Source organism: Corallococcus sp. CA047B, assembly GCF_003612065.1.
Taxonomy (GTDB): Bacteria; Myxococcota; Myxococcia; order Myxococcales; family Myxococcaceae; genus Corallococcus; species Corallococcus praedator.
This window is the reverse complement of sequence record NZ_RAWD01000112.1, coordinates 1-26,596: the sequence shown is the minus strand read 5'-3', so window position 1 is coordinate 26,596 and position 26,596 is coordinate 1. Positions and strand designations below refer to the sequence as shown.

Here is a 26,596-nt window from a genome sequence, read left to right as displayed (position 1 = left end):
GGTCTGGGCGGTGTGGGGGCCGGAGCCCCGGATCGCGCATGCGTTGGTGAACGCGGTGTCGGTGCTGATCATCGCCTGCCCGTGCGCGCTGGGCCTGGCCACGCCCATGTCCGTGATGGTGGGGACGGGGCAGGGCGCGCGCATGGGCGTGCTCATCCGCGACGCGGCGGCGCTGGAGCGGATGGCCGCGGTGGACACGCTGGTGGTGGACAAGACGGGCACGTTGACGGAAGGCAAGCCGCGACTCGTGTCGGTGGAGCCCATGCAGGGAGGGGACGCCACGGTCCTGCTGCGACTGGCCGCGAGCCTGGAGCGGGGCAGCGAACATCCACTGGCGGCGGCGCTGGTCGCGGGCGCGCGCGAGCGGGGCATCTCCCTGGTCGGCGTGGAGGACTTCCAGTCCCTGCCGGGCCAGGGCGTGCGCGGGCGCGTGGACGGGCACGACATCGCGTTGGGCAACACGGCCCTGATGCAAATGCTGGGCGTGCCGGCGGATGCGCTGACGGAGCGGGCCGAAGCGCTGCGGCACGAAGGCCAGACGGTGGTGCTGGTGTCGGTGGAGGGTCGGGTCGCGGGCCTGCTGGGCGTGGAGGATCCTGTGAAGGCGTCCACGCCGGAGGCCCTGGCGCTCTTGCGGAGCGAGGGCCTGCGCGTGGTGATGCTGACCGGAGACAGTCCGACCACGGCGCACGCGGTGGCGCGCAGGCTGGGCATCACGGAGGTCATCGCCGGCGTGCAGCCGGACGCCAAGGGCGACGCGGTGGCGCACCTGCAAGCCCAGGGACGCGTGGTGGCGATGGCGGGCGACGGCGTGAACGACGCACCGGCGCTTGCGCGGGCGGACGTGGGCATCGCGATGGGGACGGGCACCGACATCGCGATGGAGAGCGCCGCCGTGACGCTGGTGAAGGGCGACCTGCGCGGCATCGCGCGAGCGCGCCGGCTGAGTCAGGGCGTACTGCGCAACATCCGGCAGAACCTCTTCTTCGCCTTCGTCTACAACCTGCTGGGCGTACCGCTGGCCGCGGGCGTGCTGTACCCCGTCTTTGGCCTGCTCCTGAGCCCGCTGTTCGCCAGCGCGGCGATGAGCCTCTCCTCGGTCTCCGTCATCGCCAACGCCCTGCGGCTGCGAAGGCTGAAAGCCTAGGCCCCCCGGACCGGCGACCCCGCGCGGTGGGAGATGCCCCCCACCCCGGGGGCTGCCCGGCGCGCCGCCAACCTGCCCGCCTGAAGGGGGCGTGCACGCGGGCCCGGGCCCATTAGACTGGACCCATGACCGCCCGCGAGGAGGGGCGCACCCCAGGTGCGTCCTCCAGCCACATCTCCGTCGTCAAGCTTCCGCACTCGTGGTTCATCCTCTGCACGTCGCGCGAGCTGGGCAGCAAGCCGCTCGCGCGCACGCTCCAGGGCACGCCCCTGGTGCTGTTCCGGGGTGAGGGTGGCAAGCCCGGCGCGCTGGTGGACCGGTGCCCGCACCGCAACGTGCCCCTGTCGCTGGGCCGCGTGCAGGGCGGACTGCTGGAGTGCGGCTACCACGGGTGGCGCTTCGACCAGGGCGGTCAGTGCCGGCTCATCCCCGGACTCGTCGGTGAGTCCGAGGCGAAGTCGCGCTGTGCCACCTCCTACCCGGCCCGCGAGCAGGACGGCTTCGTCTGGGTCTACTCCACGCCCGGCGTGGAGCCCACGACGGAGCCCTTCCGCTTCCCGCTGCTGGACGCGCCCGACTACGCCACCGTGCGCCAGGTGCTGCGCGCGCCGGGGTCGCTGCACGCGGTGCTGGAGAACACGCTGGATGTGCCGCACACCGCCTTCCTCCACGGCGGCCTGTTCCGCACCGCGGAGAAGCGCAATGAAATCGACGTGGTGGTGCGCAGGAGCGCGGACCGCGTGGAGGCGGAGTACGTCGGTGAGCCCGCGCCCAAGGGGCTCGTCGGGAGGCTGCTCGCGCCGGGCGGCGGCGTGGTGCAGCACTTCGACCGCTTCCTGATGCCGTCCATCGCGCAGGTGGAGTACCGCATCGGGGAGAAGAGCCACATCCTGGTCAACTCCGCCATGACGCCGGTGGGGGACTTCGAAACGCTCGTGTACGCGGTGGTGACGGTGAAGCTGCCGGTGCCGCGCTTCATGCTCAAGGCCGCGATGCCCTTCGTCCTGCCGGTGGCCCTGCACATCTTCGGACAGGACGCGCGCATCCTCGCGAAGCAGACGGACTCCATCCGCCGCTTCGGCACGGAGTCCTACGCCTCCACCGAGATCGACGTGCTGGGGCCCAGCATCCTGCGCCTGATGCGCGCCCAGGAGCGCGAGCGGACCGCGCCCCCGCCGGACACGGTGCACGAGACGCGCGTGCGCATGCGTACGTAGTCCCAATGCCTTCCATCCGGACGATGCCAACGTCTTGAATCAGGCGTTGCCCGGACATGTCTCGCAGCCAGCCGGCGAAGGGCTCGGCTTCAATGGCACGGATGCTCGTGGCGCCAGTCACCGCGTGAATACGTTCTCGCGACATCGACAGTGATTGCCGCGCGGGTGCGGCACACGAGGACAGCGCCATGACGTTTCCCACGTTTCATGCGGAAGCAGTGTCTGATTTCCATCCCGCCCCCTCCGTGGACGAGATCGCGGCGACCCAACTCCACGTCGCGAAGTCCATGCCCAAGGAGGCGGGAGGCATCGGCATCCTCGTCGGCGTGGACGGGGAGGTGCCGCGGGAGCTGGGGCTGGACAGGGCCCAGCTCGCGGCCGCCGGCTTCGAAGGCAAGGTCGGCCAGTCCCTGGTCATCCCACGCACGGACGGCCCCGCGCTCGTGGTCGTGGGCATGGGCGCGAAGGCCGAGCGCGACCTGAATTCCCTCCGGCACGCCGCCGCCGCCTTCGCCAGGGCAGGGGGCCGCTACGCCCACCTCGCCATCACCCTGCCGGACGTTGGCGGTATCGCGCACGACGCCGCGGCGCAGGCGGTGGTCGAGGGCGTCCTCCTGGCGCGCTACCGCTATCGCCCCTTGAAGCGCATGTCCCAGCAGGAGCCGCCGCTCAAGGCCCTCACCCTCATGTCGTCGTCGCTTCCCGCGGATGCGGTGCAGCGCGGCGTGGAGCGCGGCCGCATCACCGCGCGGGCCGCTGAACTCGCCCGCGACCTGTCGAACGCACCGGCCACGCTGCTCACGGCCCGCCGCCTGGAAGAGATTGCCCGCGTCGTGGCGGCCTCGTCGGACCTGGACATCGAGGTCTTCGACGAGAAGGCCCTGGCCAAGATGGGCTGCGGCGGCATGCTCGGCGTGAACGCGGGCAGCTCCGAGCCTCCGCGCCTCATCAAGCTCTCCTACCGGCCCAAGGACGGCAAGGGGAAGGCCCTCGAACCCGTCGGCCGCGTCTCATTGATCGGCAAGGGCATCATGTACGACTCGGGAGGCCTCGGTCTGAAGCCGAACGACCTGGTCCACGCCGCGATGAAGACAGACATGTCCGGCGCGGCGGCCATCCTCGCCGCCATGTCCGCCCTGTCCTCGCTTGGCGCCAAGGTCTCGGTCACGGGCTATCTCATGTGCACCGACAACATGCCGGGCGGCAAGGCGATGCGGCTGGGTGATGTCCTGACGGCCCGGGGCGGCAAGACCGTGGAGGTCCTGAACACCGACGCCGAAGGCCGGCTGGTCATGATGGACGGCCTGGTCCTGGCGACGGAGGAGCAGCCGCCTCCCGACGCCATCCTCGACATCGCCACCCTCACGGGAGCCTGCGAGCGGGCCCTGGGCAATGACAACGCAGGCGTCATCGGCAACCACCAGGGCGTGGTCGACCAGGTGTGCGCGGCGGCGGAGAAGTCCGACGAGACGGTGTGGCAGTTCCCGCTCGACAAGCGCCTGCGCCAGGAACTCGACTCGGAGGTCGCGGACCTCAAGAACGTCGGCGGGGTGAATGCGGGGCAGATCACCGCGGCCCTCTTCCTGGAGGAGTTCGTGGGCGGCATCCCCTGGGCGCACATCGACATGGCGGGGACCTCGCGGGTCGAAACCGACAAGTCGTGGCGCTCCAAGGGCGCGACCGGCTACGGCACGCGCCTGCTCATCGAGTTCCTCCTCGGGTTCACCGCTCCTCGGGAAACCCGCCACTGAAGAATCGCGGTCGCAGGAGGAGCCCGGGGCCGCGAGTGCCCGGGCTCCGGACCCTTCAGAATTCGAACTCAGCGCCCAGCGTGAGCGCCACGTCCGCGACGGCCTTCCCCGCCGCGGGCGCGGTGTCCAACTGCACCAGCAGGTTCGTGCTGAGTGCCAGACGGTGCGTGATGTACGTCGAGAACTTGGTGGTGGAGTCGGCGACGAAGCGGGAATCCCCCAGGATGTTCGGAAAGACCTCCAGGTACTGGGTGAACTTCAGCCGCTCGTTGAAGGGGTAATAGAAGGTCAACCTTCCACCCGGAGCGAGCAGGTCCACGTCGGGCAGGTCCTGCTCGTCCTCGAAGTATTGGAACCGGGCCTCGTTCGAGTAGTGAAGGCCCACGTCCAGACGAAGCAACTGCTCCTCCCCGTCCGGGGTGTCGCGCTCGAGCAAGGTGAACGCGATCCCGACCTCCCCGTCCAGACGCAGCTCGACGCTGGCCAGATGGTCGGTCTTTCCATAAACCAGGGCGTAGACGCCCAGCAGCGGGGTGAAGCGCCGCTCGCCGCGAACGGACGCCACCAGCGCCTCCGCCACCACGTCCACGTCACCGTCGTCCTCCTCGGCGGAGGCCGCGCTTTCCAGGACGCCATCCGCCTTGAAGGTCGCGACCCAGACCTTCGTGCGGTATTCGGCCAGACCATTCGCGGTCAACGCGAGCGACTTGCTGTTGCCGGCCAGCAGCATGAACGAGAGCGCGGCGGAGCCTGACCATGGGCCAGGTTCCTCCTCGGGGAGTTTCTCGCAGAGGGACTTGAGGTCTCCCTCCACCACGAGCGGCGAAGCGGCCGGGGCGGGATCCGGCGGCGGAGTTGAATCCGGCGCCTGGGCCAGCAGCGCGAGGATCAGCGGAAGCGAGAAGGCCATGGGTATCCCCAATCCGTGAGAGGCGGGGCGAGCCCACGCGCCGTCCAAGCTGACGGTGTGAACAGTCCGCTTCAACCGGTCCCACGGTCGGCTGCGCAGTGCTCTACCCAACCCGGCGAGGGTGCAAGGCATTGACGTCCGCCGGAGCACGACGGACTTTTCCGTGAGATGGAAATCCCAGGCGAGCCTCCCTTCATCTCCACCGGTCAACTGCCATCCCCGGAGCGGGTTCGGGAGCTGGTGGATGAGGCATACCAACGCCACAAAGAGAACACGCAAGGCGAGTGCTCCCAGGTCTACCCCGCGCTGGCGAGGGCGGATCCACGGCTCTTCGGAGCGTGTGTGGCTGGAATCAACGGCAGCAGCCACGGGGTGGGGGACGTGGACCACCCGTTCACCATCATGAGCGTCTCCAAGCCGTTCCTCTTCGCGCTCATCTGCCAGGCCCTGGGCCCGGAAGCGGCCCGGCGCAAGCTGGGAGTCAATGGCACGGGTCTGCCATTCAATTCAGCCATGGCCATCGACCAGAGTCCGGACGGACGGACGAACCCCATGGTGAACACGGGTGCGCTGGCGACCACGAGCCTTGTTCCAGGCTCCAGTCCAGAAGCCCAATGGCGGTTCATCCATGAGGGGCTGTCCCGCTTCGCCGGCACGCGACTCGAGCTCGATGAAGAGGTGTATGCCTCCGCGTTGAAGACGCACCACCGCAACCAGGGACTCGCCTTCCTGTTGCACGGCCTGGGCCGCCTGGAGACAGAGCCGGCCCTGACGACGCAGCTCTACACCCGCCAGTGCTCGCTGGCGGTGACCGCCCGGCAGCTCGCGGTGATGGGGGCGACCCTGGCAGACGGAGGCGTCAACCCGCTCACCCGGACGCGCGTCGTCGACGAGGAGGTCTGCCATCACGTGCTCGCGGTGATGGCGACGGCCGGGATGTACGAGACCTCCGGGGACTGGCTCTACGACGTGGGGATGCCGGGCAAGAGTGGCATTGGGGGCGGCATCGTCGCCGTCGCGCCGGGCAAGGGCGCGTTGGGCACCTTCGCCCCGCGGCTCGACGCCGCGGGCAACAGCATCAAGGGGCAGCTCGTCGCGCGGTTCCTGGCCCCGAGGCTCGGCTTGAGCCTGTTCAGCTCGAAGCCCAACACCTGAGGCAGGACCCGGGAGGGCTCGATGAAGGACTGGGCGGTCACCACACTGCTGGTGTTGACCCTGGAGCTGGTGCTCTTCCTGCTCCTGCTGCTGGCCATCGAAGTGGCCTACCGCATCGCGCGCAAACGCAAATTCCGCTCCTCCCAGCTTCGCTCCGTCAACGCGGTCACCAGTGTCGTCTTCTCCTTCATGGGGCTCATCCTGGCCTTCTCCTACTCCGAGGCAGGAAAGCGTCTGGAGGTGCATCGCAACCTGGTGGTCGACGAGGCCAACGCCATCAGCAGTGTGTGGTTCCTGTCCGACGTGGTGCCGGAGGCGGACCAGCCGCCGCTGCGCGACCTGCTGAGGCGATACCTGGACGAGCGCATCCAGGCCCATCAGATGCTCCCCTGGGTGGAGGAGTTCGAAGCGCGCCGCGCGACGGCCTCCCGCCTCCAGAAGCAGATCTGGGCGCGGATGGTGGCCATCACGAAGGCGGCTCCCGACAAGGAGGTCCTGCTGCTTCCTCCCGTCCGTCTGATGGCGGAGGTCGCGGCGAAGCGGACGCTCGCCGTGCGAACGCACATCACCTCGCCCACCTTCTTCTTCATGCTCGGGCTCGCCGTGGTGGGGGCCATGCTCGTGGGCTTGACGACAGCGCAGGGCGAGGGCCGCAACTGGCCCTACCGGTTGCTCTTCGCCCTGGTCATCTCCTCGGCCGTCCACGTCGTCGTGGACCTGGAGTACCCCCGCACCGGCATCGTCAGCACGGAGGAGGCCGACTCACTCCTGCTGGAGTTGCGCGAAACCATGCATTGATTGTCTGTAATCCGCCCACCTTCTGCGTCCAGAGGCTGATGGCTCGCACCCCCAGTCATGCGGACTTTCTCGCGGAATCGCAGAGGCAATGCGTGGCATGGGGAGCGCCAGATGACCGACATCGCAGACCACCGCATGATCCCGCCGAGGCCGGAGCCGAAGAAGAAGGGCATGGCGAGGGCGCTCGACACCATCGAGCGGGTGGGCAACAAGGTGCCCCATCCGGCCGTCATCTTCGTCGCGCTCATCCTCGTGGTGATGGTGCTCTCCCACATCTTCTATTTGATGGGCACCTCGGTCACCTATCAGGCCATCAACCCAGAGACACACACGCTGGAGGAGACCACCACCGCCGCGCGCAGCCTGCTGACGGGGGAGGGGCTGCGCTTCATGTTCGCGGGGGTCATCGACAACTTCATGAGCTTCACCGCCGTGGGCGTCATCATCGTGGCCATGCTGGGCGTGGGCGTCGCCGAATCGTCGGGCCTGGTGTCCGCGTTGATCCGCAAGCTGGTGATGGTCGCCCCGCGCAAGGCGCTCACGTACATCCTGGTGTTCGTCGGCATCCTGTCGAGCGTCGCCGCCGACGCCGGCTACCTGGTGCTGATTCCCCTGGCGGCGACGGCCTTCCTGAGCGTTGGCAGACATCCCATCGCGGGGCTGGCCGCCTCCTTCGCTGGCGTGGCGTCCGTCTTCAGCGTGAACATCCTCATCAAGCCGCTGGACGGAATCCTGACGGGAATCACCAACGACGCCATCCACATCCTCAATCCGGCGCTCTCCATCGACCTGACGGCGAACTTCTGGTTCTCCTGCGCCTCCGTGCTGCTGCTCACCTTCGTGGTGTCGTTCATCACGGAGAAGCTGGTCGAGCCGCGTCTGGGGAAGTACACGGGGCCGCAGCCGGAGGAGGCGGGGAGTGCCCCCTCCAAGGAGGAGTCGCGCGGGCTGAAGTTCGCGACCTGGGGCGTGCTCGGGCTCGTGGCGGTCTTCGCCCTCCTGACGGTGCCCTCTGGAGCGCCGCTGCGCAATCCGGAGACGGGGGCCCTGATTGGAGACTCTCCGTTCATGAGCGGCCTCATCGTCGCCGTCACGCTGCTCTTCCTGGTGGCGGGCGTGGCCTATGGCATTGGCGCCGGAACCATCAAGGGCACGGTGGATGTCATCAGCGCGATGGAGAAGGCCGTGGGGAGCCTGGCGGGGCTCATCTTCCTGCTGTTCATCATCAGCCAGTTCATCGCCTTCTTCACCTACAGCAACATGGCGACGCTCGCGGCCGTGAAGGTGGGCGATGCCCTGGAGCACGCGGGCCTGGGGGCGCTCCCGTTGCTCATCGGGTTCGTCCTGGTCGTCGCCGTCCTGGACCTCATCATGACGGGCGCGATTCCCAAGTGGGCCATCTTCGCCCCGGTCTTCGTCCCGCTGCTGATGCGGCTCAACGTCGACCCCGCCGCGGTGCTGGCCGCCTACCGCGTGGGCGACTCCCCGATGAACTCCGTGTCGCCCTTGAATGCCTACTTCGCGCTCATCGTGACCTTCGCGCAGAAGTACCAGAAGGGCGCGGGCGTGGGCACCGTGGTGGCCTTGATGCTGCCCTACGTCATCGCGCTCTTCGTCCTGTGGCCGCTGCTGCTGGCCCTCTGGCAGGTGCTGGGACTGCCCTGGGGATTCTGACGCGGGCTTTCAGCTCGCCTTCGGCGCCGCTGGGGGCCGGGGCAGGATGAGCTCCGTGGAGAAGTAGCGCTCCATGCGGTCGGGGAACACCGTCACCACCTGGGCCTGCGGGCCCAGGCGTTTGGCGGCCTCCACCGCCGCCGCGTAGTTGAGGCCGGAGGACGGGCCCACCGGGAAGCCCCGGCGGATGAGCGCCCGCGCGGTGCGCATGGCCAGGTCGTCCGACACGTCCAGCTCCACGCGGCCCGGCATGTCCGCCTCGCGGTACAGCTTGGACAGGCCGTCCACCACGCCCGGCACGCGCGCGCTGAAGCTGCAACACTCGATGTCACAGCCCAGCCCGGAGATGGGCCGCGCGACGAAGGCCGTCACCGGACAGCCCGCTTCCGCGAACGCCTGGTACAGCCCCACGATGGTGCCGCCCGTGCCCACGCCGCTCACCACGCCGTGCACCAGCCCGCCCGGCACCTGCGACAGAATCTCCTGCCCCGTCCACACCCGGTGCGCCTCGGCGTTGTCCGGGTTCTCGAACTGGCGGGGCGCGTAGCCGCCGCGCTCCGCGGCCAGCGCCGCCGCGCGAGCGATGGCGCCCCGGATGCCTTCCGCGCGCGGCACCAGCTCCACCTCGCCGCCGTACGCGCGGATGGCGATGAGCCGCTCCTCCGTCACGCCCTCCGGCATCACCGCCGTGAAGCGGCACCCCATCTGCGCGCTCGCCAGCGCCATCGCGATGCTCGTGGAGCCGCTGGAGGCCTCCACCACGTCGCCGCCGGGAATCAGCTCCCCCAGCCGCCACGCCTTCTCCAGCATGTAACGGGCGATGCGGTCCTTGGTGGACCCACTGGGGTTCAAGAATTCCAGTTTGCACCAGACCGTCGGTCCCTCCGGGTCCAGCCGCACGGGGACGAGCGGCGTGGGGCCCACGGCCTGGAGGAAGCGACCATCGGCGGGAAGCGGGCGACAGGGAGCGCGCATGGGGTCATCCCTACCTCGAAACGCGTCGCCAGGGGAGCACCCCAGGGGCCTTCCGAGCGTGCTCTCCCCCTTGTCCCTGCTTCCACCCTCCTTGAAACCGACATTCTCATGCGGACGACACTTGGCGGGATGTGTCCCAGCCATTACGAATGGGAACCGCCTTCCGCCTGCATGCCTTCTTCATCGCCCATCATCCTCAACGTCAACGACGACCTGGCCAGCCGCTACGTCACTTCCCGCGTGCTGTCGTTGGCCGGCTTCCAGGTCCTGGAGGCGGGCACGGGCGGTGAGACGCTGGCGCTCGCGGACGAGCACACCGACCTGGTCATCCTGGACGTCCGGCTGCCGGACCTGAGCGGCCTGGAGGTGTGCCGGCGCCTGAAGTCCTCTCCCCGCACGCGCAACGCGCTGGTGCTGCACCTGTCCGCGCAGGCGGTGGGGGCCGCGGAGCGCGCGCAGGGGCTGGCGCATGGCGCGGACGCCTACCTGGTCGCGCCGGTGGATCCGGAGGAGCTGGTGGCCCAGGTGCACGCGCTGCTGCGCCTGCGCCGCGCGGAGCGCGAGGTGCGCGAGCTCTCCGACCAGGTGCAGCAGCAGCGCCGGCTGCTGGACCTGGCCATGTCCGCGGCGGCGGACCCCATCGCGCTCTATGACGGGGACGGGATGCTCATCTTCGCCAACCACGCGGTGGCCGCGTCGCGCGGCTCGCACCACGTGCACGTGCCCGGCAGGAACATGGACGCGCTGCGCACGCTGGACCCGCAGCTGGAGCCCTACGCGCTGTCGCTGGAGGCGGCCCGGCGCACGGGGCAGGTGCAGCGGGGCCGCGTCACGCTGTCCTCGGACCAGGGGCCCCGGCACTTCGAGTACACGATGTCCCCGGCGGCCGGTCCCTCGGGCGCGGTGGAGGCGGTCATCGCCACCGGGCGGGACATCACGGAGGTACGCAACGCGGAGGACTTCCGCGAGCAGTTCCTCGGCATCCTGGGCCACGACCTGCGCAACCCCCTCAACGCGCTGTCCATGTCCGCGCAGCAACTGCAGCGGCAGGGGGAGATGACGCAGCGCCAGAAGGTCTTCACCGAGCGCATCCTCATCAGCGCCGAGCGCATGGACCGGATGATCCGCCAGCTCCTGGACTTCGCCCGGGCCCGGCTGGGCGCGGGGCTGCCGGTGGTGCGCTCGCGGTGCGACCTGTTCGACGTGGTGCGCGGCGCGGTGGATGAGTCGAGCGCCAGTCACCCCCACCGCGAGGTGAGGCTGGAGCTGCTGGGGGACGGGCGGGGGGACTGGGACGCGGACCGGCTGGAGCAGGTGGTGGGCAACCTGGTGTCCAACGCGCTCAAGTTCAGCCCGCCGGACACGCCCGTGCGGGTGGTGGCCGAGGCAACGGCGAAGGAGGCCCTCCTGCGGGTGCACAACCTGGGGGTCCCCATCCCGGAGGACCAGCTTCCGCACCTCTTCGCCGCGTGGCGCCGCGCCGGCCGCAGCGAACGGGAGCAGGGCGTGTCCGCGGGGCTGGGCCTGGGGCTCTACATCACCGAGCAGATCGTCCGCGCCCACGGGGGCACGGTGCAGGTGACCTCCACCGAGGCGAAGGGGACGACCTTCACGGTGAGGCTGCCGCGCGGTTGACCCGGGGTGTACCCCCAGCCCGGGGTCTCGGGATGTGGTGACTGTTGGACGAATGCGTTGCGCGGGCACTTCCGGATGCGCAGGGGGGCCCCCACCCTGGGGGCATGGTCCCATCCGAAAAGCGAATCTTCGCCCAGAGCGTGGAAGCCCTCTTCGTGCGTGCCCTGGGGCCGCACCTGACGCGGGACGGGCGCCAGCGGCTGAAGGCCGCGGGGTTGGACGTGGCCGGACCGCTGCGTCACAACTATTCGCTGGAGCAGTGGCGGGCCTTCCTGGAGGTAGCGGCGCGGGACGTGTTCCCGGGGCAGCCGGCGGAAGTGGCCTACCTGGAGCTGGGCGCGCGCTACCTGCAGGGCTTCCGGCAGACGTCCGTGGGGCGGGCGAGCATGCAGCTCGTCACGCACCTGGGGCCGGAGAAGACGCTGGAGCGCGTGCCGTACAACCTGCGCGCGGGCAACAACTTCAATGAAGTGCGGGTGGAGGAGCTGTCGAAGAACGCCGCCACCCTGTGGGTGAAGGACGTGCTGGCGGACAACCCCTTCTTCGCCTGCGGCTTCCTGGCGGAGACGCTGCGGGCGTCGGGCGCGGGCACCCTGGAGGTGAAGCCCATCGCCTTCGACGGGACGGCGGCCACGTACCGCCTCACGTGGACGCAGGCGAAGTCGCAGCGGCCGGCGGGCACGGTGGCGCCGGTCCGCCGTCTGTTCGGGTAGCGGCTACGGGTAGCGCACGGGGGCCGGCGGATCATCCGGGGGCAGGGGGATGAACTCCGTCTCCTGGGGCACCGGGGCGAAGCGGCCTTCCTTCCAGTCCGCCTTGGCGACCTCCAGGCGCTCCTTGGAGGACGACACGAAGTTCCAGAACAGGTAGCGCGGGCCGTCCATGGGCTCGCCGCCCAGCAGCATCATGCGCGCGGGCCCTTCGCTCTTCAGGAGGATCTCGCTGCCCGGCTTGAACACCAGCAGTTCGCCGGCCTGGAAGCGCGTGCCCTCCACGTCCACGGTGCCTTCGACCAGGTAGAGGCCGCGCTCCTCGTGTTCGGCGGGGAGCTTGAAGCGGGCGTCGGCGTCCAGGCGCGCCTCCGCGTAGAAGAGATCGGAGTGGGTGCGGACGGGGGACTTCAGGCCGTGCATGGCGCCGGCGATGACGTTCAGTCGCACGCCATCGTCCTGGCCGGAGGGCAGGGTGTCCTGGGGGTGGTGGACGAAGGAGGGTTCGGTCTCCTCGTGCTGATGGGGGAGGGCGAGCCAGGCCTGGATGCCGAAGAGGCGGCTGCCGGCGGCGCGGGTCTCCGGGCCGGTGCGCTCGGAGTGGGCGATGCCCTTGCCGGCGGTCATCCAGTTCACGGCGCCGGGGCGGATGGACTGCACGACGCCCAGCGAGTCGCGGTGGAGGACTTCGCCCTCGAAGAGGTAGGTGACGGTGGACAGGCCGATGTGCGGATGGGGCCGCACGTCCAGGCCATGGCCGGAGTCGAAGTCCGCGGGGCCCATCTGATCCAGGAAGATGAACGGGCCCACCATGCGGCGGCGCGCGGAGGGCAGGGCGCGGCGCACGGTGAAGCCGTCACCCAGGTCGCGAACGCGGGGGACGATGAGCGTCTCCAGCGAAGGTGGGGGCTCGCGGCCCTGCAGGTCCTCTTCCCAGCTCATGGTGTGGCTCCTCTTCCGGTTCGGCGCGTGAGTCTGCCGCAGTTGTAACGCCGTGCATCCACTTTGGTGGGGACGTTCCGCGCCTGAACGCTTCGGGTGTCATCGCGACGGACGCCCCGTGACGGGTTTCAGGAGTCCCGCGTCGTCCAGGAGTTCCTGGACCTGTCCGGCCAGCGCCCGATGGTCTGGGTTGCTGGCGGTGAAGCGCTCGGGGGTCAGGACGATGAGCGTTCCCTGGTTTGCAACGGGTTCGACCTGAACGGGGGCAGGCAAGGCAGGCACCTGCCCGCGCTGGTGGGAGAGGTACATGACCCACCCGACGAACGTTCCCGCTTCCTTGAGTTTCAGCACCTCATCGCGGTGGACATGCGAGGTCGCGATGCCGAACTCCGGGTTCCATGCGAGGGCCATCGCACGCAATGCCCGGGCAACCGCCACGGAGGACAGGAGCCGCTCCGCCGCGGCCCCTCGCGCGGGTGGACGAAAAAGGCAGACGTCCACGGTGTGGGCCGAGGGGGGACCGCATGAGAGCTCAACGACGCTGCTGGCCTCCTTCTCCCCATTCCAGGCGGAGAAGGCGATCTCTCCCGGGGCCGTTTGATATTTCTTCTTCTTGAACAATTCGATGAAGGATTTTTCGTCCGGCACGAACTGGCTCTTCAGTGCCGCTGCCCGGGAGTTCGCTTGTTCAAACCAGGGGGAGAGGGTTGGGTCCAGGGATGCCAGCTGCCCGAAGAGAGCCTCCGCACGCAGCGCGCAGGCTTCGGGGGATTCGCCTCTGGAGGGCCAGTAGACCCCGGCATAGTAGGTCTCATTCATGGGGTTCGAACCTTCATCGGGCGGCGGTGAAGAAGACGTGGATGTCACCGAGGTTGTTGTCGACAAACAGCCTTCTCACGAAGTCCGCGACATCACGCTCGGCGAAGTGCCAATGAATGGGGCTTCCCTGGGCCACGCGCTTCTGTCTCCTGGCCTGTGTGACCATCTCCCGGAAGCCCTGGAACCAACCTCCCTGTTCGGCGGCATCGGGGAGGAACTTGGAGTAGTTGGGTCCCTTGGCTTCGAGCAGGATTCCATCCCTGAAGCCGTCGAACCGCACGTCATCAATCTCGTAGACCAGCCCGGAGGGAGCTCCGGTCACCTGGGCCTGATACTGGCGGGCCTCCTCGGACATGTTCTCCCTGGCGGGTTTCCAGCGACCGGGTCCACCTGGAGGCGAAGCCGTGCCCCCGGACATGTTCGCCCGTTGGAGGATGATGGTGGCCCCTGCTCCACCGCTCAGGACCTCCGCCATGCGTCCCACGGGCATCGCGACGCGCTCCAGTCCCAGGGCCCCTTCGGCGGAGAGCGACAGGACCGGCACCATGGCCTCCGCGCCGGCCATCGAGCTTCTCAACGCGCGGGTGGTGACCGAGGCTCCTCCCCCGGTGATGAGAAGGCTGGTTGTCAGCCGCGCTACCTCGCGAAGCTGCTCACCGCGTGTCATCAGGAGGAAGCGCTCCAGATATTCTGGCGAGGAGGCGATGAGGGCGGCCACTCCCGACGGCAGGCCGCGCAGTCCCAGGAGGGTATCCGTGGGATGTGAGAGGAATTGCCCCAGCGCATGGTACAGCTCCACGAAGGCATCCTCCGCGCCGTCCAGGGAGCGGTTGATGACGTCCGCGTCGCTGTACACTTCGGCCAGCGGAGGCCCGTCCACGGCACGCAGTTGGTCATCCACAGGGAGGAAGATGCCGCGTCTGCCATTGTAGAAACGGCCCAGCTCGAAATGGCCCGCGCGAAACGCGCCGTCCTTCCATTCGACAGTGCCCACCTTCTGCTGTGTCCACCCGTTGGTGGCGCGGGCCAGGTATCCGTCCGGCCGTAGCACCGCCACCTGCCCGTGGTTGAAGCGCTCCAACCGGCGCAACAGTTCCTGGCGTGAGGTTCCACCGCCCTTCATGACTTCGCGCAGCAGGAAACTGGCTGTGAGGCGGGGCGGGAAGGTGCGCAGCGTCAACGGTTTTCCCAGCAGCGCTCCCAGCAGCCGCGCGGCCTGCGCGGGGGCGAGCGAGCCACCGGGAAGGGGACGCGGGTCATGCGCTTCCAGTCCCGCGTCCGTGAGCAGTTGCTCCCAGCCGTCCACCTCGGGTGCTGTGCCGTGCGTGATGTCGGGCGGAGGAGGTGCCTCCTCCACCCTGCGCGCGAGCGTGGATTCCATGACGGCGCGCGGCGCGTAACCCAGGTCCCTCCCTCGGTTGGAGGGTGGTGTCAGTGACGCGCAGCCCGTCGTGAGAAGGGCGAAGGTCATCAGCAGCCACGTCCCCTGGTGACTCAGGCTGTCGGCGCGCAGGAACCCTGTTCCATCCTTGTTCCCCACGCGGGTTCGGGGCGCGAGCAGATGAGCGCGAGACATGGGCAAGCGGTATCGCTCAGTGCACCCATGTTGGAAAGCTCAGGCGTCATCGTGCCGTCCGGCTGCACTGTTCAGCCCGGCAGCGCCCCATAGCAGTAGCGCGTGAAGCCGCCGTCGTCCGTCTTGCACGCCTGTCCCGAGGGGGAATCGGGACAGCTGCAGCTTTCGCCCTTCCTGCACTGGCTCGAGTCGGTGCACGGGCGCTCGCAGGTGTCGGCTTCGATGTCGTGCGCGTGTTCGTGCACGCAGACCTCTCCCGAGACGCAGTCGGAAGTGTCGTCGCATTCGTGCGTGCCGGAGGAACAGCCCGCGAGCGCGAGGACCGCGAACACAAGGGCGGAGCCAGAAAGACGAAGCTTCATGGAGAGGGACCTTTCGGGAAGTGCGGACGCCGCTCTTGTGCAGTCGAGATGCCAGCGGGCCTTCCGTGACGTGACGAAGGCGAAAGGTCGGTGGAGTCACGACATGCGCGTCCTGACCGCCATGGCAGTCCGGGGCGCCCCGCCTTCCTCGGGGCTTCCCCTGCTCGGCTGGAAGGCGGCCTGGAGGTGACACCCTGGGCACGTTGACGGCGCGCTGTACCTGTGTTCAGGCTGGCCCGCTGGGAGCCCGCCATGTCCCCTCAAATCCATCTCGATTTCGCGTCGGAGTTCGCGGCGCATCCGGCCCTCGCCGCCTTCCATCCGGTGGTGCGGCGCTGGTTCGCTTCGCGCCTGGGGGAGCCCACCCGTCCGCAGGTGGAGGGCTGGCCGCTCATCCACGCCGGCCACGACGTGCTCATCGCCGCGCCCACCGGCAGCGGCAAGACGCTCACGGCGTTCCTGGCCGCGCTGGACTCGCTGTTCCGCCTGGCGCTGGAGGGCACGCTGCCCGACCACACCCAGGTCCTCTACGTGTCGCCCCTGAAGGCCCTGGGCAACGACGTGCAGAAGAACCTCCTCCAGCCGTTGGAGGAACTGATGGCGCTGGCGCGCGCGGAGGGCTTCTCACCCCAGAACCTGCGCGTGCAGGTGCGCACCGGTGACACGCCCGCCAGCGAGCGCGCGCAGATGGTGCGCCGCCCGCCGCACATCCTCATCACCACGCCGGAGTCGCTCTACCTCTACCTCACCGCCGAGCGCGCCCGCGCCACCCTGCGCGCCGTGCGCACGGTCATCGTGGATGAGATCCACGCGCTCGCCCGCGACAAGCGCGGCAGCCACTTCACCCTGTCGATGGAGCGCCTCAAGGCCCTCACCGACGTGCGCCCCCAGATGCTGGGCCTGTCCGCGACGCAGAAGCCGCTGGACGCCATCGCGGGCTTCCTCACCGGCGCCTCCCTCACCGAGTGCCGGCGCGTGGAGGTGGGCCACCAGCGCCCGTGGGACCTGAAGGTGGAGATTCCCGACGCGGAGCTGTCCTCCATCGCGAGCCACGAGATGTGGGGCCAGGTCTATGACCGTCTGGTGCAACTGGCGGGCGAGCACCGCACCACGCTCATCTTCGTCAACACGCGCAAGATGTCCGAGCGCGTGGCGCACGACCTGGGTGAACGCCTGGGCCAGGAGTGGGTGGCCGCGCACCACGGCAGCATGTCGCGCGAGATGCGCCTGTCCGCCGAGGAGCGCCTGAAGTCAGGCCAACTGCGCGTGATGGTCGCCACCGCGTCGCTGGAGCTGGGCATCGACGTGGGCAACGTGGACCTGGTGGTGCAACTGGGCACCACGAAGGCCATCTCCGTGCTGCTCCAGCGCGTGGGCCGCGCGGGCCACCACAAGGCGGGCATCTCCAAGGGCATCCTCTTCGCGATGACGCGCGACGAGCTGGTGGAGTGCGTCGCGCTCCTCAACGCCGTGCGCGAGGGCGACCTGGACGCGGTCCGCATCCCGAAGAAGCCCCTGGACGTGCTCGCGCAGCAGATCGTCGCCGCGTGCGCATGCGAGGAATGGGATGAGCGCGCGCTCTTCAGCGTCTTCCAGCGCGCGTACCCTTACCAGGACCTCACCTGGGAGGAGTACCAGCAGGTGCTGGAGATGCTGTCCGAAGGCGTGGCCGAGCGCCGGGGCCGCGCCAGCATCCACCTGCACCGCGACCGGGTGAACCAGAAGCTCAAGGGGCGCCGGGGCGTGCGCATCACCGCGCTCACCAACGGCGGCGCCATCCCGGACACCTTCAGCTTCAGCGTCACCGCGCAGCCGGAGGGCAAGGTGGTGGGGACGCTGGACGAGGACTTCGCGGTGGAGTCCTCGCCCGGGGACATCTTCCTGCTGGGCAGCACCGCGTGGCGCATCCAGCGCGTGATGGGCAGCACGGTGATGGTGGAGGACGCGCGGGGCGCTCCGCCCAACGTGCCCTTCTGGCGCGGCGAGGCACCGGGCCGCACGGACGAATTGAGCCTCCAGGTGGGACGGCTGCGCGAGGAGCTGCTGCGCCACGAGGACCCCGCGGGCTTCCTGGAGAAGCTGCTGCGCGTGCCGCCGCCAGCGGTGGATGCGCTGATGGGCTACCTGCGGCTGGGCAAGAAGATGCTGGGCGACGTGGTGCCCAGCCACACGCAGATTGTCGCTGAGCGCTTCTTCGACGAAGCGGGCGGCATGCAGCTCATCATCCACGCGCCCTTCGGCAGCCGCATCAACCGCGCGTGGGGCCTGGCGCTGCGCAAGCGCTTCTGCCGCTCGTTCGACTTCGAGCTGCAGGCGGCGGCCACCGAGGACGGCATCCTGCTGAGCCTGGGGGAGCAGCACTCGTTCCCGCTGGCGGACATCTTCGACTTCTTGCACCCGGACAACGTGGAGGAGGTGCTGGTGCAGGCGGTGTTGCAGGCGCCCATCTTCGGCACGCGCTTCCGCTGGGTGGCCACGCGGGCCCTGACGCTGTACCGGATGATGGGCGGCAAGCGCGTGGCGCCGAACCTCCAGCGCGCGCGCAGCGAGGACCTGCTGGCCGCGGTGTTCCCCGCGCAGGTGGGCTGCCAGGACAACCATGGCGGCGGGGACGTGGAGCTGCCGGACCATCCGCTGGTGAAGCAGACGATGGACGACTGTCTGCGCGAGGCGATGGATGTGGACGGGCTGCGCGAGGTGCTCCGGCGCATGCGCGACGGGCGCATCCAGCTCGTCGCCCGGGACGTGCCCGAGCCGAGCGTCTTCGCGCACGCGTTGATCAACAGCCAGCCCTACACCTTCCTGGATGACGCGCCGGCCGAGGAGCGCCGCGTGCGCAACGTGGCCCTGCGCCGCGCGATGCCCGCGGAGGACGCCGCGGCGTTCGGCGCGCTGGACGCCGCCGCCATCGCGCAGGTGGTGGAGGACGCCGCGCCGCCGATGCGCGACGAGGACGAGCTGCACGACGCGCTCCTGCAGCTGGTGCTGGTGCGGGCGTCGGAGGTGCCGCGAGGCCTGGAGACCGGGCTGTTCGCGCAGGGCCGCGTGGCGTGGCTGGAGCGGCCGGGCGGGCGCTTCCTCGTGTCCGCGGAGCGGGGCAACGCGGTGCGCGCGCTCTTCCCGGATGTGCAAACGCAGCCGGTGTTGCCGGTGCTGGAGTACGACCGTCCGGTGGAGCGTGAGGCGGCGGTGCTCCAGGTGGTGCGCGGCCGGATGGAGATGGTCGGGCCCACCACGGTGGCGGAGCTGGCGCGGCTGACGCTGCTGGAAGCGGACGACATCAACCTGGCGCTGCACGCGCTGGAGGGGCAGGGCAGCGTGCTGCGCGGCCAGTTCCGCGCGAGCGAGGACGTGCCGGTGGCGCCCGGTGAGGACGGCGGGCCGGTGCTGGAGTGGTGCGACCGGCGCCTGCTCCAGCGCATCCACCGGCTCACGGTGGGACGGCTGCGCCGGGAGATTGAGCCGCTGAGCCCGCAGGACTTCATGCGCTTCCTCTTCCGGTGGCACCACCTGGAGGACGTGGACGCGCTGCGCGGCTCCACGGGCCTGCTCAAGGCGGTGCGGCTGCTTCAGGGGTACGAAGCGCCAGCCTCCGCGTGGGAGCGCTTCCTGTTGCCGGCGCGCATGCGCGGCTACACGCCGGACCAGTTGGAGCGCGCGTGCTACGCGGGCGAGGTGGCGTGGGGACGGGTGACGCTGAAGGATCCGCCGAAGCCGGCGGGGCCGCGTCGTGGGGCGCCGGTGACGGAAGCGCCGGAGCCCGTGGTGCACAAGCGGGCGTCGCCCACGCGCAATGCGCCGCTGACGTTCACGCTGCGCGAGGACCTGGAGTGGATGCTGGCGGCGGCGCGTCCGCACGCGGTGCTGGCGGACGGGGGCGTGTGGACGCCGCCGGACCTGAGCGCGGCGGCGAAGGACGTGGTGGGCGTGTTGGACCGGCGGGGCGCGTGCTTCTTCCAGGACCTGGTGACGCGGGCGCGGCGGCTGCCAGCGGAGGTGGAGGACGCGCTGTGGGAGCTGGTGGCCAAGGGGCTCGTCACGGCGGACGCGGTGCAGAACCTGCGCATCCTGCAGAGCCCGGCGCACCGCAAGCGCCAGAAGCTGTTGCAGCGCGGCGGTCCGGGCCGCTGGAGCCTGCTGGCTCCGGCAGAGCCGAAGACGCAGGACGAGGTGATGGAGTCGCTGGCGAGGCTGTTCCTCCAGCGCTACGGCATCGTCTGGCGCGACCTGGTGATGCGCGAGTCCCTGGCGCCGACGTGGCGGGAGCTGCTGTTCGTCTACCGGCGCATGGAGGCGCGAGGCGAGCTGCGCGGTGGGCGCTTCGTGTCGGGCTTCGTGGGAGAGCAGTTCGCCCTGCCGGAGGCGGTGGACACGGCGAGAGCGGTGCGCAGGACGGCTCCGTCGGGCGTGCGCATCCAGCTGTCCGGCGTGGATCCGCTGAACCTCACGGGCGTGGTGACGCCGGGCCCGCGCGTGGCGGCGATGCCGAACAACGTCGTCACCTACGTGGACGGGATTCCGCAGGGCGTGGACGCAGTGGAAGATGCTTCGGAGAACGAGGACACTGAGGTGGAGGGGCCGCTCGCGCAGGTGAACTGAGCCCCACGACGCAGGGGACTTCAGGTGATTCGATTCGGACCATGGAGCACCACCCTCGGGTTGGCCGCCGGCTTTGGCGCCCTGGTGTCCGTGCTGCTCCTGGCCGCGCCCGGGAATCGCGTGGCGAACCGGCTGCTGGCGGCGCTGCTGGGCGTCGTCGTGCTGCGGCTGATGCCCTACTTCCTGGGCTTCGCCGGCTTCTATGACGTGCATCCCTGGCTGTCCTTCGCCCCGTTCGACCTGGGGCTGGCGACAGGGCCGCTGCTGTATCTCTATGTCCGCCGCCTCGTGACGCCCGGGCTGCCCGCTCGGTGGTGGCGGCACTTCCTGCCCGCCTCGGTCATGCTCGTCTACACGCTCTGTGCCTTCGCGCTGCCTCTCGCGCGGAAGCACTGGTGGAACGACGTCGTCCATGAGCGCTGGGTGGATCCGTTGGAGTCCGCCGCCAGCATCGTGTCGCTCGCGGCCTATCTGGTGGCCTCGGTCCGGTTCAAGCGCCGCTACCAGGCCTGGCTCGAGGCGAACGTCAGCGACCGGGAGATGCATCATCAGTCCTGGTTCGCCACCGTGCTCCTGTCGCTAGGGCTGTGGTGGGGCGTGACGGTGGGCTTCGAGTTCATGGACCGCTTCCTGATGCGGCTGAACCACCACGACCGCTTCCCGCAGTACGTGTTCTTCTCCGCCATCATCGTCGTGCTCGGACTGGAGGGCTGGCGTCAGGCGGGCCATCGCTTCCCCCAGTGGAGCGTGCGTGCCGAGCCTCCGCCCCTGATGATGGCCTCGGACCGCGACTGGTCGGAGGCGGCGGTCGACTGGGCGGAGCGCATCCGCGCGGGGGCCTGGTGGCGCGAGCCGGGGCTGAGCCTCTCCGAGGTGGCCCACCGGTTGGGCACCAACGAGACCTACGCGTCGCGGGCGTTCAACCAGGGACTTGGGCGCAACTTCAACGCCGTCATCAACGCCATGCGGGTGGAGGCGGTGCAGGCGCGACTGGCTTCCGGGGAGAAGAAGCCCATGCTGGAGATTGCGCTGGAGGAGGGCTTTGCCTCCAAGTCCAGCTTCAACCGCGTCTTCCGCGAGCACACCGGCCAGAGTCCCACGTCCTGGCGGACGGCCCATTTCAAGGAAAATCCAATAAATCCAAGGGTTGAGACGACGTAGGGGAGGCGAAGGCGTAGGTCCCCGCCTTCCTGGCGGAGCGTGTCCGCCAGCGATGCGACAGGACCTCCGATGTCCCTGCGTTTGCTGGCCCTGAGCTGTTCGGCCCTGCTCCTCGTGGTTCCCACCCTGGCGGCCGCCGAGCCACCTGCTCCGGTGGAAGCGCCCTATTCACCGGTCACCCTGGACGCGGTGAAGGCCCGCGCCGACGTGGCGCTCCTGCGGCGGGCCCTGGAGACGATCCACCCGGGCCTGTATCGCTACCGGAGCCGGGCGGAGCTCCAGGCTGCCTTCGTCCGGTTGGAAGCGGCGGCGTCGCGGCCGACCACGGACCTCGCGCTGTGGCGGGCCCTCGCGCTGATGCTGGCGGAGCTTCATTGCGACCACACCAAGCCGGAGCCTTCGGTCGCGCTGGAGGCGTACCGGCGGACGCATCCCACGCACCTGCCGCTGCGCTTCAAGATCCTCGAAGGACGGATGATCGTCGTGTCGAACGACGGCCAGCCCGGAGCGCCACCGCCGGGCGCGGAGCTTGTCGGAATCAACGGGCTGCCGGTGCCCCGGGTGCTGACCGAGCTGGGACGCGCTGTCGCCCATGATGGGAGCACCGACCACGCCATCGCCGCGAAGCTGGCGTCGGACAGCGACCTGATGGGGGACGACTTCAACGAGTACTGGCCTGCCTTCCGTGGGTTCCCCACGAAGTGGGTCCTCGACTGGAAGCGCTCGGGAGCGCTGCGGCTGTCGCACAGCACGCTGGCGCCGATCTCCTTCAAGGAGTGGACCGCGCTGTCCTGGCCGGGCAGCCCGTATCGCGACGAGTTCTACAAGGCGATCCATTGGCGCATCGACGGGAAGCGCGCCCTGCTGCGCATCGACACGTTCGTGAACTACCGCAACCCCGTCGATGCGACGGCCTTCCTGGGCGGCTTCTTCAAGACGCTGAAGGCCCAGGGCGTGGAGCAGCTGGTGCTGGATCTGCGTGAGAGCGGTGGGGGTTCGGAGGACGTGTCGGTCGCGCTGGGGCGGTACCTGCTCAAGGCGCCCTTTCTCTGGTCGAAGCCGTCCCTGCTCAAGGCGATCCGTTATGGCGACCTCCCCACGCACATTGAAAGCTGGGGTGACAGAAAGGCCGTGTTCGAACCGGACGAGAAGGGCTTCCGCCGCACGAGCGATGGCTGGTGGGAACGGTTGCCGCGTCCCGATGACGAGGGACTGCGGATGCAGGACGTGTCGCCGGATGCCTTCACGGGAACGGTGACGGTGCTCAGCGGGCCGATGAATGGCTCCGGCGCGACGAGGACCCTGGCGCAGTTGAAGGAGAAGCTCGGCGCGCGGCTGGTGGGGGAGGAGAGCGCGGGCAGCGCGGAGGGGCCGACCGCCGGGCGCATCTTCCTGCTGACGCTGCCCCACAGTGGCCTGCGGATCCGCATCCCCAACGCGTGGAACCGGACGAACATCGAGCACTTCGTCCCCGGGCGCGGCGTCCCGGTGGATGAGACGGTCGTCCCCACGGTCGCGGACTTCGAAGCAGGGCGGGACCGGGCGGTGGAGGTCGCGAAGACGTCCGGCACGGCCGTGGTGCCCACGCTTGCCACGGTGTTGGTGGGTTCATGGAGCGGCACGCTCGACTACCGCGACTTCCAGAGCGACCGGCGCGTGATTCTTCCCACGACGCTGGAGGCGACAGGCGACGGGGAGGAGATCCGGTTCGCCTTCACCTTCGATGACGGGCCTGGGAAGACGGTCCGCTCGACAGAGTCCTGGAGGATCCGCGACGAAGGGCGGACGCTCGTCACGGGTGAGGACCGGGAGGAGATGAAGATCCTCGAGCGTCGCGGTGGAAGCGCGGCGGCGGAGCTGACGCTGGTGGCGGAGGGCAGGGGAGAGGAGAACAAGCAGCCCGTGGAAGTGCGCACGGTGCTGACGCGTAGAGGCGCGGTCCTCTCCATCAGCCGTCTCACCCGACGTCCCGGTGAGCCCTTCCTGCTGCGCCACGTCTACCGAATGTCAGCGGTCGCAAGGAGTGACGGATAGAAGACCCGTCGTCGGGGTGAGGGGTTGGCCACTGTTGTCGACGCCAGAGGATCGTTGGTGGAGTGCCATCCCATGGGCCCAGGCGCTCGGCGTACGGTGATGCGAAGCCAACTGGGTGTCGTCATGCTCACCGCGCTGGTCATGGTTGCGTCCGCCTTTGGGCACGCCCAGCGACCTGAGGAAAGGGCGTGGCCGTGAGCAGGGACAGGAAATCGATGTGGAGGACGTACTGGAGGTGCTGAATGATGCGAGTAAGCACCACGCGTGGGGAACGCGGGAGTCGAACGCATTCGAGGTGGCGGCGTTCTGCCTGCTCTACGTTCGCCACATCGACAAGCGCGATCAACTACCAGGACGGCTCACGCTCATGGCCTCCCCGCTCATGGAGGAACTGAGCGTGGAGGATGAGCCGGAGGAGTGAGCAGGTCCCGAGAGCGGCCTTGATGCTGAACATCGTCGTCACCTTCGCTGTGGCCACTCTGTGCGCTCGACGATTTCGGGAGCTCGAATGCCAAGGAACCTGTGCTGGACGCTGGTGGTCGTGTTGTTGGGATGCTCGACCCCGCATCCGGACATTCGTGTGCGCCAGCTCCCCAATGGAATGTACGAGGTCGATGGACCTCTGTTGGGCCCCTTCAAGACCCGAGAGGAACTGGCGCAGGTCGCCTGTGAGCGGATGATCCAGATGCCCGGCGCTTCGACCCTGCATGGCAGGCAGGGCAGAGAGTATTGCGCGCTCTGGTACTACTCCCCTCAAGACCGCGCCTACTTCCTCAGCTACTTCTCGGACGTCTCCGGTGATGGTCCGGGGGGAAAGAAGTACTGCACAGTGCCTCTGTCCCTCCGTGATGCCAATGTTCGCAGCCCGGCCATCCTTGGTCCGGCGCATCCACACCCGCACAACTGGGAGTTCTCTCGGGAGGACATGGGGGCGAACCACGAACCCGGTTGGTCACCCTGGGGTTCCGCTCGCTTCGTGGACACGTCAGGACGCATCTGGGAGCACGAACTGCTGCTCTTCTATGGTCCGCGGAATGGCGGATGCCTGGCGTACGACTACAACTACTCCTCCCGTGTCGTGTCCGCGTTGCGAGGTGGGAGGTGGGTCCCCATCGGCAAGGCTTCTGGACAGGCCGGGGACTTTGAATTCGAGCTGTTCGAGGGACAGACATGGTTGCCGTAGACACGGATTGCCTGGGACGTCGCAGGGGGGCTTCGCGATGAGAACACCCGTGGGAATCGCACTGCTCTGCATCCCGCTCGCTGGGTGCTCTCTGCTCGGGTACCACAAGGCGAAGAAGGCCCCGTGGGCGCCTCCTGATGAGGCCGCCGCAGTGGTGTTTCCGACTTCATTCAAGGAGGGCCTTCACCTGGAGGGGCCCGTGCTGGCCGCGCTCGAAGTCGCGATGAATGAGTTCCTCCCCGCAGGAACCGAGATCACGACCACCGACCCCGACAAGCGCGTGGCCCAGTGCCTCTCCAAACGAAGCTCCTACGACACCCACGTCCTTCAGGCAGGTGAAGACCTGTTCTTCGTCTGGTTCTCTCCGGACTTGTCCCGCTGTGGGCTGAACGTGCCCATCCTCGATGGCGGCGCGGTCTACGCCATCGATGCGCGGGGCCGCATCCTGGACAGGCGATAGCCCGGGCAGCTCTCCAGCCCCTTGCTCCACAAACCTTTGGAGGCCGGGTCCTTGGGTTTGCCGGCCGTCACTTTAGGATAAATTTCAAGCGAGCTAGTTCACCGCCAATTGAAATTAGCCCAAGTCGTATCTACACTGCATCGCGTCAGCTCTTGGGAGAGGTGCGTCGATGCAGAAGTGGATGGCGATGGTCCTGCTGGTGGGCGTGGCGGTGGCGGGACTGCTGGTGGCCCCGGCGGCACAGGTGAAGCAGGGCGGGCCCATCAATGCGGCGGACACCGCCTGGCTGCTCACCGCCACGGCGCTGGTGCTGCTGATGACGCCCGGCCTGTCGTTCTTCTACGGCGGCATGGTGCGGCTGAAGAACGTCGTCTCCACCCTGATGCAGAGCTTCATCGCCATGGCGGTCATCAGCCTGCTGTGGGTCGTCGTGGGCTTCAGCCTGTGCTTCGGCGACAGCTTCCACGGCCTCATCGGGGACCCGCGCACCTTCTTCATGTTCAGCGGCGTGGGCGGTGAGACGCACCCGGACCTCGCGCCCACCGTGCCGCTGCTGCTCTTCGCGCTCTTCCAGCTCAAGTTCGCCATCATCACCCCGGCGCTCATCACCGGCGCTTTCGCGGAGCGCGTGCGCTTCAAGGCGTACCTGCTCTTCATGGTGCTCTTCAGCATCTTCATCTACGCGCCGCTCGCCCACTGGACGTGGCACCCGGAGGGCTTCCTGCGCCAGTGGGGCGTGCTCGACTTCGCGGGCGGCACCGTCGTGCACATGTCCGCGGGCTTCGCCGCGCTCGCCGGCGCGCTCGTCCTGGGCCGCCGTCAGGTGCACCTGACGCACGCCACGCACGCCCCCGCCAACGTGCCCTTCGTGATGCTCGGCACGGGCATGCTGTGGTTCGGCTGGTTCGGCTTCAACGCGGGCTCCGCGCTGGCCGCCTCGTCGCTGGCCACGCTCGCCTTCGCCACCACCAACACCGCCTCCGCCGCCGCCATGCTCGGCTGGATTGCTTTCGACTGGCTGCGCGGCCGCAAGCCCAGCGCCATGGGCGCCTGCGTGGGCGCCGTGGTGGGACTCGTCGCCGTCACGCCCGCCGCGGGCTTCATCACCGTGGGGCAGAGCATCGTCGTGGGCCTGGTCGCCAGCTTCGTCAGCAACGCCGCCGTCCACTTCAAGAGCCGCACCGCCCTGGATGACACCCTGGATGTCTTCCCCTGCCACGGCCTGGGCGGCGTGGTGGGCATGGTGCTCACCGGCGTGCTCGCCAAGGACGTGGGCCTCATCCACGGCACCACCCGCACCTTCCTCATGCACCTGTTGGCCCTCGTCGTCGTGTCCGTCTTCTCCTTCGTGGGCTCGTGGCTCCTCTACAAGCTCGTCGACCGCATGGTCCCGCTGCGCGTCACCCGCGAGCAGGAGGAAGAAGGCCTGGACCTGAGCCAGCACGGAGAGACGGTGGGCGAGGTCCCCACCGCCGCCCGCGTCCAGAC

General features: G+C 68.9%; 21 protein-coding genes. 15 read left to right on the top strand and 6 right to left on the bottom strand.

Going from position 1 to position 26,596, the window contains the following annotated elements:
• The 3 genes from D7X74_RS18815 to D7X74_RS18805 all read left to right on the top strand — a co-directional run.
• Positions 1–1,147: heavy metal translocating P-type ATPase (locus tag D7X74_RS18815; protein ID WP_120534349.1), on the top strand; the 1,147-nt coding region annotated here is incomplete at its 5' end.
• 125 nt (positions 1,148–1,272) lie between these two features.
• The gene (locus tag D7X74_RS18810; RefSeq protein ID WP_120534345.1) at positions 1,273–2,364 is read left to right on the top strand and encodes an aromatic ring-hydroxylating dioxygenase subunit alpha; all 1,092 of its coding nucleotides are present in this window, start codon (positions 1,273–1,275) and stop codon (positions 2,362–2,364) included.
• 188 nt (positions 2,365–2,552) lie between these two features.
• A complete protein-coding gene (locus D7X74_RS18805) occupies positions 2,553–4,115 on the top strand; it encodes a leucyl aminopeptidase (RefSeq protein WP_120534344.1) in 1,563 nt (520 codons plus the stop codon).
• Positions 4,116–4,170: 55 nt separating this feature from the next.
• On the opposite strand, the gene D7X74_RS18800 is transcribed toward D7X74_RS18805, so the two are convergent.
• Positions 4,171–5,025 carry a DUF481 domain-containing protein gene (locus D7X74_RS18800; protein WP_158622253.1) on the bottom strand — a complete coding sequence of 285 codons (855 nt, stop codon included), beginning with the start codon at positions 5,023–5,025 and terminating at the stop codon, positions 4,171–4,173.
• A 168-nt stretch (positions 5,026–5,193) separates the two neighbouring features.
• Between D7X74_RS18800 and glsA the strand changes: the two genes are divergently transcribed.
• The 3 genes from glsA to D7X74_RS18785 all read left to right on the top strand — a co-directional run bounded on the left by glsA (position 5,194) and on the right by D7X74_RS18785 (position 8,652).
• Positions 5,194–6,180, top strand: coding sequence for a glutaminase A (glsA, locus tag D7X74_RS18795; protein ID WP_120534342.1), 987 nt, complete (start codon positions 5,194–5,196; stop codon positions 6,178–6,180).
• Positions 6,181–6,201: 21 nt separating this feature from the next.
• Positions 6,202–6,978 (top strand): hypothetical protein, encoded by a 777-nt coding sequence (locus D7X74_RS18790; RefSeq protein WP_120534341.1) that lies wholly within the window; start codon positions 6,202–6,204, stop codon positions 6,976–6,978.
• A 111-nt stretch (positions 6,979–7,089) separates the two neighbouring features.
• Complete coding sequence (locus tag D7X74_RS18785) at positions 7,090–8,652, top strand: AbgT family transporter (protein ID WP_199741851.1); 1,563 nt, start codon at positions 7,090–7,092, stop codon at positions 8,650–8,652.
• Positions 8,653–8,661: 9 nt separating this feature from the next.
• On the opposite strand, the gene D7X74_RS18780 is transcribed toward D7X74_RS18785, so the two are convergent.
• Entirely contained in the window at positions 8,662–9,627 is a 966-nt protein-coding gene (locus D7X74_RS18780) for a PLP-dependent cysteine synthase family protein (protein WP_120534340.1), read from the bottom strand.
• Positions 9,628–9,798: 171 nt separating this feature from the next.
• On the opposite strand from D7X74_RS18780, the gene D7X74_RS18775 reads away from it, so the two are divergent.
• Together D7X74_RS18775 and D7X74_RS18770 are read left to right on the top strand one after the other, a co-directional pair.
• Positions 9,799–11,262, top strand: a complete 1,464-nt coding sequence (locus tag D7X74_RS18775) for an ATP-binding protein (protein ID WP_120534339.1) — start codon at positions 9,799–9,801, stop codon at positions 11,260–11,262.
• A 104-nt stretch (positions 11,263–11,366) separates the two neighbouring features.
• Positions 11,367–11,975, top strand: coding sequence for a DUF2378 family protein (locus tag D7X74_RS18770; RefSeq protein WP_120534338.1), 609 nt, complete (start codon positions 11,367–11,369; stop codon positions 11,973–11,975).
• Positions 11,976–11,978: 3 nt separating this feature from the next.
• Here D7X74_RS18770 and D7X74_RS18765 read toward each other — a convergent pair whose 3' ends face one another.
• From D7X74_RS18765 to D7X74_RS18750, 4 genes are all read right to left on the bottom strand, one after another.
• Complete coding sequence (locus D7X74_RS18765) at positions 11,979–12,914, bottom strand: pirin family protein (RefSeq protein WP_120534337.1); 936 nt, start codon at positions 12,912–12,914, stop codon at positions 11,979–11,981.
• Between the two features lie 99 nt (positions 12,915–13,013).
• Positions 13,014–13,733, bottom strand: a complete 720-nt coding sequence (locus D7X74_RS18760; RefSeq protein WP_120534336.1) for an immunity 52 family protein — start codon at positions 13,731–13,733, stop codon at positions 13,014–13,016.
• A gap of 13 nt (positions 13,734–13,746) precedes the next feature.
• Entirely contained in the window at positions 13,747–15,204 is a 1,458-nt protein-coding gene (locus D7X74_RS18755; RefSeq protein WP_120534347.1) for a Tox-REase-5 domain-containing protein, read from the bottom strand.
• Between the two features lie 176 nt (positions 15,205–15,380).
• Entirely contained in the window at positions 15,381–15,671 is a 291-nt protein-coding gene (locus D7X74_RS18750; RefSeq protein ID WP_147446616.1) for a hypothetical protein, read from the bottom strand.
• Positions 15,672–15,923: 252 nt separating this feature from the next.
• Here D7X74_RS18750 and D7X74_RS18745 point away from each other — a divergent pair, with 252 nt between their 5' ends.
• From D7X74_RS18745 to D7X74_RS18715, 7 genes are all read left to right on the top strand, one after another.
• Positions 15,924–20,270, top strand: a complete 4,347-nt coding sequence (locus D7X74_RS18745; RefSeq protein ID WP_199741850.1) for a DEAD/DEAH box helicase — start codon at positions 15,924–15,926, stop codon at positions 20,268–20,270.
• Between the two features lie 24 nt (positions 20,271–20,294).
• Positions 20,295–21,431, top strand: coding sequence for an AraC family transcriptional regulator (locus tag D7X74_RS18740; RefSeq protein WP_147446615.1), 1,137 nt, complete (start codon positions 20,295–20,297; stop codon positions 21,429–21,431).
• A 69-nt stretch (positions 21,432–21,500) separates the two neighbouring features.
• Entirely contained in the window at positions 21,501–23,465 is a 1,965-nt protein-coding gene (locus D7X74_RS18735; RefSeq protein WP_120534332.1) for a S41 family peptidase, read from the top strand.
• 217 nt (positions 23,466–23,682) lie between these two features.
• On the top strand, positions 23,683–23,886 hold the full coding sequence (locus D7X74_RS18730; protein ID WP_233595663.1) for a hypothetical protein: 204 nt from the start codon (positions 23,683–23,685) through the stop codon (positions 23,884–23,886).
• A gap of 87 nt (positions 23,887–23,973) precedes the next feature.
• On the top strand, positions 23,974–24,648 hold the full coding sequence (locus D7X74_RS18725) for a hypothetical protein (protein ID WP_120534331.1): 675 nt from the start codon (positions 23,974–23,976) through the stop codon (positions 24,646–24,648).
• A gap of 49 nt (positions 24,649–24,697) precedes the next feature.
• Positions 24,698–25,108 (top strand): hypothetical protein, encoded by a 411-nt coding sequence (locus tag D7X74_RS18720; RefSeq protein WP_147444347.1) that lies wholly within the window; start codon positions 24,698–24,700, stop codon positions 25,106–25,108.
• A 169-nt stretch (positions 25,109–25,277) separates the two neighbouring features.
• A partial coding sequence (locus D7X74_RS18715) for an ammonium transporter (protein ID WP_147446614.1) occupies positions 25,278–26,596 on the top strand: 1,319 nt, incomplete at its 3' end.